This window comes from Nonomuraea phyllanthi (assembly GCF_006334985.2).
GTDB classification, from domain to species: domain Bacteria; phylum Actinomycetota; class Actinomycetes; order Streptosporangiales; family Streptosporangiaceae; genus Nonomuraea; species Nonomuraea phyllanthi.
This window is the reverse complement of sequence record NZ_VDLX02000005.1, coordinates 373,770-385,989: the sequence shown is the minus strand read 5'-3', so window position 1 is coordinate 385,989 and position 12,220 is coordinate 373,770. Positions and strand designations below refer to the sequence as shown.

General features: G+C 72.7%; 19 protein-coding genes. 4 read left to right on the top strand and 15 right to left on the bottom strand.

Annotation, left to right across the window (positions count from 1 at the left end; genetic code table 11):
- Positions 1-14: 14 nt before the first annotated feature.
- Positions 15-338, bottom strand: coding sequence for a rhodanese-like domain-containing protein (locus FH608_RS16150; protein ID WP_226899579.1), 324 nt, complete (start codon positions 336-338; stop codon positions 15-17).
- A gap of 77 nt (positions 339-415) precedes the next feature.
- On the bottom strand, positions 416-1,369 hold the full coding sequence (locus FH608_RS16145) for an alpha/beta hydrolase family protein (RefSeq protein ID WP_139631303.1): 954 nt from the start codon (positions 1,367-1,369) through the stop codon (positions 416-418).
- A 340-nt stretch (positions 1,370-1,709) separates the two neighbouring features.
- On the opposite strand from FH608_RS16145, the gene FH608_RS16140 reads away from it, so the two are divergent.
- Together FH608_RS16140 and FH608_RS16135 are read left to right on the top strand one after the other, a co-directional pair.
- Positions 1,710-2,225 (top strand): TetR/AcrR family transcriptional regulator, encoded by a 516-nt coding sequence (locus FH608_RS16140; RefSeq protein ID WP_226899623.1) that lies wholly within the window; start codon positions 1,710-1,712, stop codon positions 2,223-2,225.
- A 56-nt stretch (positions 2,226-2,281) separates the two neighbouring features.
- Complete coding sequence (locus tag FH608_RS16135) at positions 2,282-2,563, top strand: Rid family hydrolase (protein WP_139631301.1); 282 nt, start codon at positions 2,282-2,284, stop codon at positions 2,561-2,563.
- Positions 2,564-2,675: 112 nt separating this feature from the next.
- On the opposite strand, the gene FH608_RS16130 is transcribed toward FH608_RS16135, so the two are convergent.
- The gene (locus tag FH608_RS16130; RefSeq protein ID WP_139631300.1) at positions 2,676-3,350 is read right to left on the bottom strand and encodes an SDR family NAD(P)-dependent oxidoreductase; all 675 of its coding nucleotides are present in this window, start codon (positions 3,348-3,350) and stop codon (positions 2,676-2,678) included.
- A gap of 53 nt (positions 3,351-3,403) precedes the next feature.
- Entirely contained in the window at positions 3,404-3,721 is a 318-nt protein-coding gene (locus FH608_RS16125; protein ID WP_139631299.1) for a hypothetical protein, read from the bottom strand.
- A 106-nt stretch (positions 3,722-3,827) separates the two neighbouring features.
- Here FH608_RS16125 and FH608_RS16120 point away from each other — a divergent pair, with 106 nt between their 5' ends.
- Positions 3,828-4,229: a winged helix-turn-helix transcriptional regulator gene (locus FH608_RS16120; RefSeq protein ID WP_139631298.1), complete on the top strand. Its 402-nt coding sequence runs from the start codon at positions 3,828-3,830 to the stop codon at positions 4,227-4,229.
- A 21-nt stretch (positions 4,230-4,250) separates the two neighbouring features.
- Here FH608_RS16120 and FH608_RS51490 read toward each other — a convergent pair whose 3' ends face one another.
- The 9 genes from FH608_RS51490 to FH608_RS16085 all read right to left on the bottom strand — a co-directional run bounded on the left by FH608_RS51490 (position 4,251) and on the right by FH608_RS16085 (position 8,631).
- Positions 4,251-4,418 carry a hypothetical protein gene (locus FH608_RS51490; protein WP_193318449.1) on the bottom strand — a complete coding sequence of 56 codons (168 nt, stop codon included), beginning with the start codon at positions 4,416-4,418 and terminating at the stop codon, positions 4,251-4,253.
- A gap of 184 nt (positions 4,419-4,602) precedes the next feature.
- Positions 4,603-4,959: a hypothetical protein gene (locus tag FH608_RS16115; protein WP_139631297.1), complete on the bottom strand. Its 357-nt coding sequence runs from the start codon at positions 4,957-4,959 to the stop codon at positions 4,603-4,605.
- 466 nt (positions 4,960-5,425) lie between these two features.
- Positions 5,426-5,758: a hypothetical protein gene (locus tag FH608_RS16110; protein ID WP_139631296.1), complete on the bottom strand. Its 333-nt coding sequence runs from the start codon at positions 5,756-5,758 to the stop codon at positions 5,426-5,428.
- A complete protein-coding gene (locus tag FH608_RS16105) occupies positions 5,755-6,282 on the bottom strand; it encodes a hypothetical protein (protein ID WP_139631295.1) in 528 nt (175 codons plus the stop codon). The genes FH608_RS16110 and FH608_RS16105 overlap by 4 nt, the downstream gene beginning before the upstream one ends.
- Complete coding sequence (locus tag FH608_RS16100; protein WP_139631294.1) at positions 6,282-6,797, bottom strand: DUF5666 domain-containing protein; 516 nt, start codon at positions 6,795-6,797, stop codon at positions 6,282-6,284. The genes FH608_RS16105 and FH608_RS16100 overlap by 1 nt, the downstream gene beginning before the upstream one ends.
- A 52-nt stretch (positions 6,798-6,849) precedes the next feature.
- Complete coding sequence (locus FH608_RS16095; protein WP_139631293.1) at positions 6,850-7,392, bottom strand: hypothetical protein; 543 nt, start codon at positions 7,390-7,392, stop codon at positions 6,850-6,852.
- 18 nt (positions 7,393-7,410) lie between these two features.
- Entirely contained in the window at positions 7,411-7,569 is a 159-nt protein-coding gene (locus FH608_RS51485) for a hypothetical protein (RefSeq protein ID WP_193318448.1), read from the bottom strand.
- Positions 7,570-7,580: 11 nt separating this feature from the next.
- Positions 7,581-8,105: a hypothetical protein gene (locus FH608_RS16090; RefSeq protein ID WP_139631292.1), complete on the bottom strand. Its 525-nt coding sequence runs from the start codon at positions 8,103-8,105 to the stop codon at positions 7,581-7,583.
- A 1-nt stretch (position 8,106) separates the two neighbouring features.
- Positions 8,107-8,631, bottom strand: coding sequence for a MauE/DoxX family redox-associated membrane protein (locus FH608_RS16085; RefSeq protein WP_193318447.1), 525 nt, complete (start codon positions 8,629-8,631; stop codon positions 8,107-8,109).
- A 140-nt stretch (positions 8,632-8,771) separates the two neighbouring features.
- Between FH608_RS16085 and FH608_RS16080 the strand changes: the two genes are divergently transcribed.
- Positions 8,772-9,176 carry a hypothetical protein gene (locus FH608_RS16080; RefSeq protein WP_139631290.1) on the top strand — a complete coding sequence of 135 codons (405 nt, stop codon included), beginning with the start codon at positions 8,772-8,774 and terminating at the stop codon, positions 9,174-9,176.
- 26 nt (positions 9,177-9,202) lie between these two features.
- On the opposite strand, the gene selB is transcribed toward FH608_RS16080, so the two are convergent.
- Entirely contained in the window at positions 9,203-10,936 is a 1,734-nt protein-coding gene (selB, locus tag FH608_RS16075) for a selenocysteine-specific translation elongation factor (RefSeq protein ID WP_139631289.1), read from the bottom strand.
- On the bottom strand, positions 10,927-12,207 hold the full coding sequence (gene selA / locus FH608_RS16070) for an L-seryl-tRNA(Sec) selenium transferase (RefSeq protein WP_226899578.1): 1,281 nt from the start codon (positions 12,205-12,207) through the stop codon (positions 10,927-10,929). The genes selB and selA overlap by 10 nt, the downstream gene beginning before the upstream one ends.
- Positions 12,208-12,220 lie beyond the last annotated feature (13 nt).

Here is a 12,220-nt window from a genome sequence, read left to right as displayed (position 1 = left end):
CGCTCCCTCGTACGTCAGCCACCCGTTTCCAGCGGCAGGCCGGCGGCCGCCCAGCCGGCGATCCCCTCGGCGTAGTTGCGGACGTTCGCGTAACCCGCGCCGGTGAGGGCCCGGGCCAGCTCGGGGCCGCGGCCGCACGCGGAGTCGGTGGAGTAGGTGACGATCGCGGCCGTACGGTCGGGCAGCACCTGGCCGGCGTCGGCGATGTCCTCGATGGTCAGGTTGACCGCGCCGGGCAGGTGCCGGTTCGCGTACGGGGCGGCCGGCAGCGCGTCGACGACCACGACCGTCCCGGCCTCGATCATCTCGGCGAGTTCGGTTCGGCTGATGGTGTCCACCGGGTGTCCCCCATTCTGTCGTGAGCCCTGTAAATGCTAGGTCGCCGGCGGCGGATTTCCAGGGCTCCCCGAGGACATCAGCCGGACATTCCGCTCCGCGGGCCCGGCTCCTTGCTCTGCAGCTTTCCGAGCCCGCGAGGGTCCTCCTCCAGCGCGGAGCGCGCCGCCTGCCAGCTCGTGTCCCGCGGATCGAGGGCGGTACGCAGATACGCCCAGGTGAGGTGCTGGAGCAGGGTGACGCGCTCGGGGCTCTCGTCGGTCGTCTCGGCGGCCCCGTACCCGGAGATGCCGCCGAGCGAGTGCTCCGCCCCCGACAGCGTGAGCAGGCTCTTGCTGCCCGGGCTGAGGAGGTAGGGGTCGGTGAACCAGTCCGGCCCCCGGGTGGACAGTGCGGACCGGTCCTGGTCCCCGGCGACGATGAGGGCGGGCGCGGTCATGTCGTCGAACGACGGCCGCATGAAGGAGAAATGCTCGGCCGCGAACGGCGTCAGGTCGTCGCCCCGGCCGGGCAGGGCGAGCAGCACGCCGGCCTTGACCCGGGGGTCGGTCATGTCCTCCCCTGGCACGCCGTCGGCGTCGAGGACGCGCGCGCCGAGCAGCGTGCTCGCGGTCTGGGCTCCCCAGGAGTGGCCGGCGACGGCGACGCGGTCGCGGTCGAGGCGTCCCTTGAGGCCCGGCAGGGAAGCCTCCAGCAGGTCGAGCTCGTCGAGGACGCGCTTGAGGTCCTCGACGCGGAAGCGCCAGATGCGTGGCGTACGGGGGTCGTCGGCGGGCAGGGCGAGCGTCCGCGAGTCGAGGTGGGTGGGCTGCAGGACGGCGAAGCCGTGGGCGGCCCAGTGGTCGGCGAGCGGGGCGTAGGCGTCCATCGACTGGCCGAAGCCGTGCGAGAAGACGACGACGGGCAGGCCGTCGCCGGTCACGGGAGCGGAGACCCGTACCTGGAGGTCCTCGCCGCGGTCGGGGGCGGGCAGGACGACCGGCCTCGCGGAGACGATCGTGGTGGGTGGTTGCGTGATGGTCGAGGAGGACATGGACGTGCCTTCGTTCGGAGTCTGGGTGGGGTCGGCGGGACGGCCCGCGGTGCGCGGTGGCACGGCGTGGCTTGGTCGCCGGGGTCCTGGTCTGGCATCATGAGCCAAACGGAACCCTGTCCCGTTTGACGATACGGGACAGTGTCCCGGTTAGCAAGCTCGTCATGGGGAAGCGGCTCATCGGTGGAGGGGAAGCAGCGCGGTGGACGACAGCGACCGGAGTGCGGGGCAGGCGGCCCGGCCGGAGAAGGCCGGCGCCCGGCCCAGGCAGGCCGACGCCCGACCCGAGCAGACCGACGCCCGGCCCAAGCGGGCCGACGCCCGGCGCAACGAGAAGACCCTGCTCGACGCGGCCGCCGCGGTCTTCGTCGCCTCGGGCGTGGAGGCACCGATACGCGACATCGCGGCCAGGGCCGGCGTCGGGACGGCCACGATCTACCGCCACTTCCCGACCCGGGCGGACCTCATCATCGCCGTCTACCGGCACCAGGTCGAGGCCTGCGCCGAGGCCGGCCCGGCCCTGCTGGAGTCCGGCGCGACCCCCTACGCCGCGCTGCGGCAGTGGATCAGCCTCTTCGTCGACTTCCTGGTCACCAAGCACGGGCTCGCCGCCGTGCTCCGCTCCGACAACGCGGGCTTCGACACGCTGCACGCGTACTTCCTCGACCGGCTCGTGCCCGTCTGCGGCCGGCTGCTCGACGCCGCGACCTCATCCGGCGAGATATGCTCCGGCGTGCCGCCCCATGAGCTCATGCGCGGCGTCGGCAACCTGTGCATCGGCGCGGAGAGCGACCCCCACTACGACGCCCGCCGCATGGTCGACCTCCTCATCGCAGGGCTACGCCGCCCCCGCTGACCCCGGCCCGTCGCCCCCGGGCGCCGGCGGAAGGCGCCTGCGAGACAATGAGCCGCATGACGATCTCCCGGTTCAACCCCGAGAGCCTGCACGCGACGCCCGGCTACAGCCACGTCACCGTGGTCGACGCCGGACGGCTGGCCTTCCTGGCCGGGCAGTGCCCGCTGGACGTGACCGGGAAGCTGGCGGGCGAAGGCGACCTCCTGGCCCAGGTGGACCAGGAGGTCGCCAACGCGCTCGCCGCGCTCCGGGCGGCCGGCGCGCAGCCGGAACAGGTGGTCCGATCGGTCATCTACGTCGTCGGCGACGACCTGACCGCCGCCCTCGACAACTCCTAGTTCCCGCCCTCCGCCACGCCGGAGTCCGGACGTGGGCGTGGACGCGCCGGCCTGATAGGCGCGGGGGTGCCGGCGTGGCGGATCAGGATTCCATAGGGAGAGCCGGGAGCCCTCAGACCGTGAAGACGCGCTCGGCTTCGTCGCGTCGGGTGTGCAGGTCCCAGTAGACCGGGGCGATCTCCTCGGCCTCCGCGGTCGGGGCTCCGGGAGGGCCGCCCGCGCCGATCCACACGCCGATGGCGACGTGCGCGGCGTGGATACCGGTGCCGGCCAGCTCCTTGTGCAGGTTGAGCACCCAGTTGCGCAGCGCCGCCTGGGCGGCGTTGACGTTGCCGAGCATCGGGTGGGGGTCGACCGAGCCGCCTCCGTTGGTGTAGAGCAGGGTGCCCGCGCCGGTCTCACGCATCGCGGGGAGGACGGCCTGCGTGGCGGTGATGGCGCTGTAGAGCAGCAGGTCGATCAGGCCCTGCACGTCGGACGGGCTGGTCTGGGACGGGGAGGCGAGCGCGATCGAGTCGATGCTCGGGGCCGGGGAGTGCTCCAGGACGTCGATGCCGCCGAAGAGCGTGGCGGCGTCCTTGAGGGCCTGGGCCAGCGCGTCGTGGTCGAGCACGTCCGCCGGGAACGCGGCGGCGGTGATGCCCTCCGCGGCGAGCCGGCCGGCGAGGTCGTCGAGCTTGGCCCGGTTGCGGGCGATGAGAGCGACGTTGTAGCCCTGGGAGCCGAAGGTGCGGGCGATGGCCAGGCCCATGCCGGGGCCGGCGCCGACGATGGCGAGAGTAGGCATGATCAGTTCACTTTCCATGGAGTATGGGATCAGGAGGTTGCGGAGGAGACGGCTCAGCCGCCGGGGCCGCTGGGGGCGGGGGTGACCGGGTGGGTCTCGTCCCAGGCTCTGCGCAGGAGCTGCAGCAGGCCGTCGCTGTCCTGCGCGCCGGCGACACCGTACCGGCCGGCGCTTCGATCCGCCGGGGCGAGGTCTCGACCTTGCAGAGCGTCACGGACGGTGAAGACGGAGCCCTCTGGGAAGCCGCTGCCGAGCGGATCGGCCACCTCCACGTGCTCGCCGTGCTCGAACCGCTCGACGGCTCGCTGCAGGCGATGACCACCCAGCCCGCACCAGGGGCAGGTCACCTCGGACCAGATCTCGACCCTCATGGCGCCCCCTCCAATTCCTACTATTTGTGCGTAACGTCAAGATAGGACAGTATGGAGAGGCCTACAAAAGGCACATCACTGTGCGTCACGGAGAGGAATGTGCGTCATGGAGCACGCAGGGGGATCGGCGGCCGCCGCGAGCCGGGGGCCCTGCGCGGCGATCCCGGCCGACCAGATGGCCTTCATCCGCCAGATCCTGGACCGGGTCGGCGACAAGTGGAGCATGCTGATCATCGCGATCCTGGAGGACGGCTCCCTGCGCTACACCGACCTGCAGCGCGATGTCCCCGGCATCTCCCAGCGCATGCTCAGCCACACCCTGCGCCAGCTTCAGCAGGACGGGCTGATCACCCGCACGGCCTACGCGGAGGTCCCGCCGCGCGTGGAGTACACCCTCACTCCCCTCGGCCGCGGCCTGCTCGACATCGTCAAACAGCTGATCGGCTGGGCCTCCGACCACCACGACGAGATCCGCGCCCACCGCGACCGCGCCACAGCGGGGTCCTGACGGCCGCCGTCTTGTAGGTGTTCACCGATGCCTCCGGCCGGACGCGTCCAGGGCGAACGCTGTTTCGTCAGTCGGCAAGGCGGCCGTCCAGCACCACACCGCCCGCTTCCGGCTCGTGCCCTCGCTCGCCACGGCGCTCAACGCCGCCAGCGGCTCGACGGTGTGGTCGTCCAGCGGATGCCGGGGCACGCCGCATCTTCACCGCACCGAGACCCGGGACCGCCTCCCGGACCGTGATCATTCTTCACCCCCACTCGGGGGTGCCCGGTCTGGTCGGCGTGGGGTTGCATCGCCCGAGGAACCGGGGCCGCTCGCCGCTACGCCCGCGCTCTCCGGGCGTCGGGCGTGCCTGTCGCCGGGGAGACGTACGCGGTCACAGCCATCGCAGCGCGGCGTCGGCGCAGTCCTCGGGGCTGCTGTTGAAGGCGATGGCCGCGTCGGGGGCGTGCCGCCGCACCAGGTTGACCGCCTTCTCGAAGAGTTCGAGCAGCGGCTCGTGCTTGCGGATGCCGCCTCCGATCACCACGCAGGCGTAACGGCCGCCGGTCAGCGCCTCCACGATCGCCTCTTCGGGGTTCTCGTCCGGTGCCACCTCGCACCAGTCGGCCTCGATGCCGTGATCGTCGAAGCGGGCCCGGCCACGCGCTATCGCCGCCTGGATCGGCTCGGGGTCCCAGCCCTGGAGCTTGGCGGGATCGAGACCGATCACCAGTACTCGTGCCTGTGTCACGCGTCCTCCTTCACCAGCGGCATCGGCTTCTCCGGGAACCGGCTTTCCGGGAACATCGGCGCCACGTCATCCCGATCGTGCCATGGCTCGTCCTCTCCCGCCTGTCCGTCTTCGGGAGCGCGAGAAGCAGCGGTCATGTCAGGCGATCGCGGACGTCGCGGCCCGCTTGTCCGCCGTACCGCGCCGAGGCCGAGAAGGGGGCACAGCGCTGGAGGAGAGGCACAGGTAGCGGCTTCGTGCGGCGTCCATCCCGGACGTACGACCGGGCGCGGCGCCCTGGTGGGTCGCATCGACAGCGTGGCGGGGGCGGGTTCGCGAAGCTCCGCACCACGCTTGCGTCACCGTTGCGGGGACTGCGCCACGGTGGCGGTCGCCGCCGCGTGGACCGGCGGCGTCTGGCGCGTTCCTCGTGCCGGATGTCCTCCGGTGGAGTGCGGCGGGGCGGACCCGCCGCACTCGCCGAGCCTCAGGTGCAGGCTCGGTAGTTGACGCGGCAGATGCACAGCGAGCCGCTCTGGTAGAAGTCGCAGCAGTCGAAGCGGGACAGCGAGCTGCCGAGGTAGGCGCAGCTCGTCCAGCAGTGGTTGCCGCTGCAGGCGTAGGCGTTCGAGCAGCCGCTCGAACAGCACCGGGTGGCGTTGCAGCAGCTGCAGGTGGGAGCTCCGTAGCAGCCGGCCGGGGCCGCTTCCGCCCGTCCGGGGAACCACGCCTTGGTGGCGACGCCGACGAGCGTCGCCCCGGCTGCGGCGAGGAACTTGCTCCTCGACAGCCGCGTCTTCTGTGCCTGTTCGACGATCATGCTTGGCTCTCCTCCGGTACGGGCAGCCTCTGCTCCCACAACTTCTCGAGCGCGGCGGCGCTGTTGGCGTCGCCGCCCATCGCGACGGCCACCATGAAGCCGTCGCGCTGCAGGATGGCACTCGGCCACATGGCCATGGGCAATTCCTTGTCCACGGCCGCGGCCTGCCCTCCTTGGATGACCGTCACGTCGGGCGGCAGCATCGAGACGAGTTCGGCGCTGTCGTCGCCGAGCACGCAGGCCACCACCTGCCGTCCCGCCAGCTTGTCCATCTCGGACGCCAGGCCGTGACACGTCCCGCAGGTGCTGGACATGAAGACGACCAGCGCGTCCGCGGCCGGGTCCGGGATGAGCCGGACGAGCAGTTCGGGCAGGCTCCTTCCGATGATGAGCTGGGTCGACGGGTCGACGCCGCGCCCGGTGAGGCGCAGCCGCAGCTCGGCGATGCCTCGTAGGCAGGCGAGGAAGGCGATCGTGAGGACGACGCACGCCGCCACGACCAGTACGGCGAGGACGCGATCCATCAGGCGCGCCCGGTCCGCCGCATGAAGTGGACGGTCAGGGTGCCCTCCACCCGGTTGTCGAAGCATTCGAGGGTGACGTAGTCCCCGGGCGCCAGCGGCTCGGCCAGGGGCTTGGCCGACGGCTCTCCGGACTGTCCTTCGTAGTGGACGGTTCTCGGGTCGAGGCGGCAGGTCTGCCCGCCGACGGTGATGCTGTCGGGGGCGACCTTCGTGACCTTGCCGGTGACCGTGCGGTGCAGGACGACGGCGACCTTCGTGCCGGGGGTCGGCTCGTCGAGCAGGACGAGGTCTCCCGGCCTGAGGGTCCAGCCGTACGGGAGTTCCTCGGCCTGTGCGGCGACGGGCTGGTCCGCGAAGCGCGAGACCGAGTTGCCGTAGCCGCGGACGGTGACGTCCCGGCCCGAGCCTGTGACGAGCACCCCCACGGGGGCGCCGGCCGGCGGCAGCGGCGAGTCGCCGGACCTTTCCCGGAAGAGCCCGCCGAACAGGGCGCGCCGGTTCGTTCCTTCCTCCATCACTGCTTCCTTTCTGTTGGTCGCTGCTTTCGCGCAGCGATGGCCTGAGGGGTCATGGCCAGGGAACGACCACGGCGAACAGGGCGCCCAGGGCGATCACGGCCAGCGGGTCGGCGATGAACCGGGCACGCTCGATCCCGCCGGGGATCCAGACGTCCAGCGCCGCGAGCAGTGCCGACATACCGACCCTGCTCAGCGCGAAGGCGGCGTACCCGAGGGCGGCGAGGAGCGGGTCGGCCACCACGAAGGCCGTCAGCGGGACGAGGTAGAACAGCCAGAACCCGATGCGGGTGGTGAAGCCGAGCCCGAGCGCGAAGCCGTTGTAGGCGGCGGTGCGCCAGTCCTGGTAGGTCAGCCAGGCGGTGTCGGTCTCGCGGTCGAGTTGCCACGGCACCGGCCGCAGGATCGCGCCCACGACGATGACGGCCGCGGCCGCTCCGGCGAGCAGCGCCCGTGACGCCGGCTCCAGGGCCGCGCCGAGCAGGCCGAAGGCGGCTCCGGCGAGCACGGCGGAGCCGATCGCGGACGACACGAGAACGGCGCCGGCCACGAGGGACGAACCGAAGCACCCGGACACGCGGGCGCGCGTGATCATGATGATCACGTTCGGGCCTCAAGGGAGGGTCTGCTGCGCGAGGCCCACGATCAGCGCCGCCGTGACGAGCAGCGCCCATGGCTCCAGCCCGGCCCCCTGCCAGGCGAGTACGCCGAGCATGGCGAGGGGCAGGGCCAGGGCCGTTCTGAACAGCGGTTTTCCGGCGAGGTGACCCATGGGGCTCTCTTTCAGCGGTCGGCGAGAGAGGGGGTTGTGCCGTAGGTGATGTGCCGGAGGTGTTCCAGGTCGCCGACGTTGCGCAGGACGCCCTTGGCCACGACCAGGCCGCCGGAGACCGACACGCCGAAGGGGCCGGAGCGGATCTTGTACCGCTGCCTGATGGCGGCGGCCTCCTCGCCGGCGATGGCTCGCGCGTCGTCCGGCAGGAGTTGCCGGACGCTCGCGGACGAACCGGGCAGGGTGCCGTCGCTGACCACGCAGGCGTACTGCTGGGGATCGGCCGAGGCCGCCACTTCTTCGGCGAGTTCGTGGCAGGGCGCGCAGTCGCCGAAGAAGAACAAGATCACGTCGTCGCGGCGCACGCCGGGGAAATGGGGGGCGATGGCGCCGATGGCCAGGCCGTCGGCGGGGGCGTTGCCGCTGGCCGCCACGCGGCTCTGGAGGATCGACAGCTCGCGCCGGACGACCAGGAGACCGAAGCCGAGGAGAACGAGCCAGACGAGCGCCACGATGGTCAAGCCGGTGTATCCCACGTCACCGCTCCTGGGGGTCGAGTCCGGCGCTGAAGGGTTTTACGACCGCGAGTGTGGACAGCAGTAAATAGCCGCAGGTCAATACTGTTCCGATGAGGATTCCGATAATTCTCTGATCGGCCGTGGGGGTTTCTCCCGCGACCGCGACGAACAGCGCCACGCCGATCAGGACGCCGTTTCTGGCGACGGTGGCCCACGACGTCTTTTCTCCGGTGCCGAAACAGGCGCACTCCACGTTCTGGCCCGCCGCGAGCGAGCGGACGATCACCGCCGTGAACGCGGCGAGGAGGAGGAGCGCGGCGACCGAGGCGGGAAGCAGGGCGGGGCTGAGGGCGACGGCGATGCCGACGGCGACCTCGACGACCCCGAGCAGCCGGCCGAGGGCGGGTCGTACGCGCTTGACAATGCCGAAGCGGACGAGTGCGATCGCGAGTTCGAAGGGACGCCTGATTTTGGGGATACCACTTGCCACGAATAGGGCCGCCAGCAGTCCGCAGCCCACACCGACCAAATCGGCTAAGTGCATGGACGTGATCATAGGCGAGCGTCATACTTCGATCAATGGGAAAGAGAATGCGATTCGCGTTGGCCTTGTCCGTCGTTCTCACTGCGAGTCAAACGGCCTGCTCGGCGTCCGCGCCGCCCCCTCGGGAGGCGGTGAAGGTGATGTCCTGGACCAGTCCGGTCACGCCGCCCGCCACGCCGAAGGACGGGGTGCCCTGCGTGGACACCGGCGGCGCGGGCGACAAGGGCGCCACGGCGGGCGGCGTACGCGCGGGGCCCTTCGGGCAGACGATGAAGGGGCAGCGGGGCGGCGTGGCCAAGCTGTGGGTGGCCCAGGATCCGTACCGGGGGGCGGCGGACGCGCTCATCAAGGTCGATCACGTGAACTCGGGCACGGTGGCGTACTACGTGCGTGACAAGGCGGCGACCGCCACGCCGCTCGACGACGACGGCAAGCCTCTGCCCGAACCCATGTACCCGGGCAGCATCATGCTCCCCTTGGAGGGGACCGTGCGCATCACGGTCACGATCGGGGACAGCTCGGGGTGCTTCGTGGTGCGGCTGTAGACGCCCCAGGGCGAGGCCGACCGAGGTCAGCCGGGCGGGCGGCAGACCCGCAGGCCGTCGCCGGTCCGCCGGGTGACGCCGCGGGCGTCGAGACACTCCAGGAGGGGGAGGGCGACCCTTCGGCTGGTGTCCAGGGCGAGCCGCGCCTGGCTGACGGTGAAGGGCGAGGGAAGCCGCGCTAGCCTCCGCGCGGCCTCGTCCAGCGCGTCGGGCAGCAGGACGATGTTCTTGCCGACCGAGGTCAGCGCGCCGGAGCGCAGCGCCGCCGCGAGCGTCCTGCCGGTGAGGCCGAGCTCGTCCAGGCGTTCGGCGGTGGGGGCGCTGAAGGGGTGCTCGGCGAGGTCGCCGGCCAGTTCCGCGACGGCCGCGGCGATCGCCGGAGGCAGCGACCTGCCGGCGGGCAGGATCCGCCCGCTCTCGACGGCCAGCGGCGGCGTCACGAGCGCCTCGGCGAGCCGCCGGTCGGGCAGGCCGAGCAACTGGGCGGCGGCCTCAACGGTGATCCCCGGGTCGAGGGCGGGCCGCCGCGAGACGTGGTCGGCGAGGCGGCGGGCCAGCGACGACCAGTGCTCAGGATCGGCGTACCAGTCGCCGGTCACGGGCCGGCCGGCGGGCGGGCAGCCCATCGCGGTGAGCTCGCCGCCCGTCAGCAGGCCGTGCCAGCGCAGCAGGGCGGCGGAGTCGGGCAGGTCCACCGCGGCGAGCGCGGCCGCCCTGGCCGCCGCGGCGCCCCGGCGCCGCAGCGCGGGGGGACGGACGTCCAGCACGCGGAGCCCGGCGACGATCTCCCGCCTGCCGGGGTCGCGAAGCAGGCCCCGGTCCCCCGTCCGGAGCGGCAGGGCGCGGCCGAGGGTGAGCCTGGCGGTGTCGGCGCCCAGGAAGCGCAGCCGTACGGGTACGGCGGCCGACCCGATGTGCAGGACCGCGTCCCCCCGATGGTTCATGCCCGCGTCCAGCCGTACGTCGATGACCTGGGCCGGCAGCCAGGCTCCGGGCGTCACCAGCGCCATGCCCCGCGACAGGTCGCCGCGGTCGGCGCCGCGCAGGTTGACGGCGACGCGGGCGGTCGCGCGGACCTGTTCCGCCTGCTCGCCGAGGGTCTGCAGGCCGCGGATCCGCACGCGGCGCGGGCCGGCGTCGAGTTCGTCGCCGACGCGGAGCGTTCCCCCGGTGAGGGTGCCGGTGACCACGGTCCCGGCGCCTTTGACGGTGAAGATCCGGTCGATCCAGAGCCGGACGGCGGCCTCCGTTCCTGATGGGGGAAGCGCGGCGGCGAGCCGGGCCAGGGCCGCCTCCAGGTCGCCGAGCCCTCGCCGGGTCCGCCCGCTGACGGCGACGGTGTCGATGCCCGCCAGCCCGGTTCCCCGGAGCCGGCGGCGGACCTGCTCGCGGGCGGGCTCGGGGTCGGCGAGGTCGGAGCGGGTGATGACCGCCAGGCCGTGCCGTACGCCGAGGGCGTCGAGCGCGGCCAGGTGCTCGGCCGACTGGGCCTGCCAGCCGGCGTCGGCGGCGACGACGAACATGACCGCCGGGCACGGCCCCACCCCGGCCAGCATGTTGGTGATGAACCGCTCGTGGCCGGGGACGTCGACGAACGCGATCCGCTCGCCCGACCGGAGCGTGGTCCAGGCGAAGCCGAGGTCGATGGTCATGCCGCGGCGGCGCTCCTCCGCCCAGCGGTCGGGCTCCATCCCGGTCAGCGCGCGGACCAGCGTCGACTTGCCGTGGTCGACGTGACCGGCGGTCGCGATCACGTGCACGCGCGTTCCACGGCCGCGGCGATGACGTCGTCCTGGCCGGGCTCGACCGCGCGCAGGTCGAGCACCAGCCGCCCGCCCGTGATCCGGCCGACCACGGGCGGGTCGTAGGAGCGCAGCCGTGCGGCCAGGCTCTCGTGCACGGCGATTCCCGCGCTGGGCAGCTCCACTCCTGGCGCGCCCCCGCCGCCGACCCTGGCGATGGTCGCCACCGCCTCCGCGCGGTCGCCGAGCCGGCGCGCGAGGCGTTCGGCGCGCCGCGTGAGCTCGGTGACGTTCGCGTGGAGCGAGCGGTGCACCGGCGGCAGGGGGCCGCGCAGGGTCGCTTCGAGCGCGGCCAGGGTGAGCTTGTCCACGCGCAGCGCGCGGGCCAGGGGGTGGCGGCGCAGCCGTTCGACGAGGTGCTCGTCGCCGAGCAGCAGGCCGGCCTGCGGGCCTCCGAGGAGCTTGTCGCCGCTGGCTGTGACCAGGGCCGCTCCTTGGAGCAGCGCGCCGGCCGCGTCCGGCTCGCCGGGCAGCAGCGGGTCGGGGCGCAGCAGCCCGGAGCCGATGTCGGCCACCACGGGCGGCCCGATCGTGGTGAGCCGCTCGATCGGGACCTCGGAGGTGAATCCCTCGATCCGGTAGTTGGACGGGTGCACCTTGAGGATGAAGCCGGTGCCGGGGCCGCAGGCGTCCTGGTAGTCGCGCAGGGCGGTCCGGTTGGTGGTGCCGACCTCGCGGAGCCGGCTGCCGGCCGACTCCAGCAGCTCGGGCAGGCGGAACCCGTCGCCGATCTCCACCAGCTCGCCGCGGCTGATGACGATCTCCTTGCCCGGCGCCAGCACGGTGGCGGCCAGCACGAGGGCGGCCGCGTTGTTGTTGACCACGTGCACGGCCCCCGCCTCGGGGACCGCCTGCGCCAGGGCGGCCAGGGCCGTGCGGCCGCGGCGGGCGCGCCGCCCGCCGGACAGGTCGAACTCGACGTCGGTGTAGCCGGCGGCCGCGGCGACCGCCGCTACGGCGGCGGGCGAGAGCGGCGCCCTGCCCAGGTTGGTGTGCACGATCACGCCCGTGGCGTTGACGACGCCCTTGAGGCCGCCGGCGGTCGCGGGCAGGAGGGCGAGCGCGGCGTCCACGGCGGCGCCGGGTTCGGCCAGGCCGTCGCGGACCCGTTGCTGGGCACTCGCCACCGCGGCCTTGACCAGGACGCGGCCGAGCGTCTCCTGCGCGGCGGCCAGCCGGGGGTCGCTGAGCATGACGTCGGTACGCGGCACAGCACTGCGTCGATCCACTCGCGACCATCCC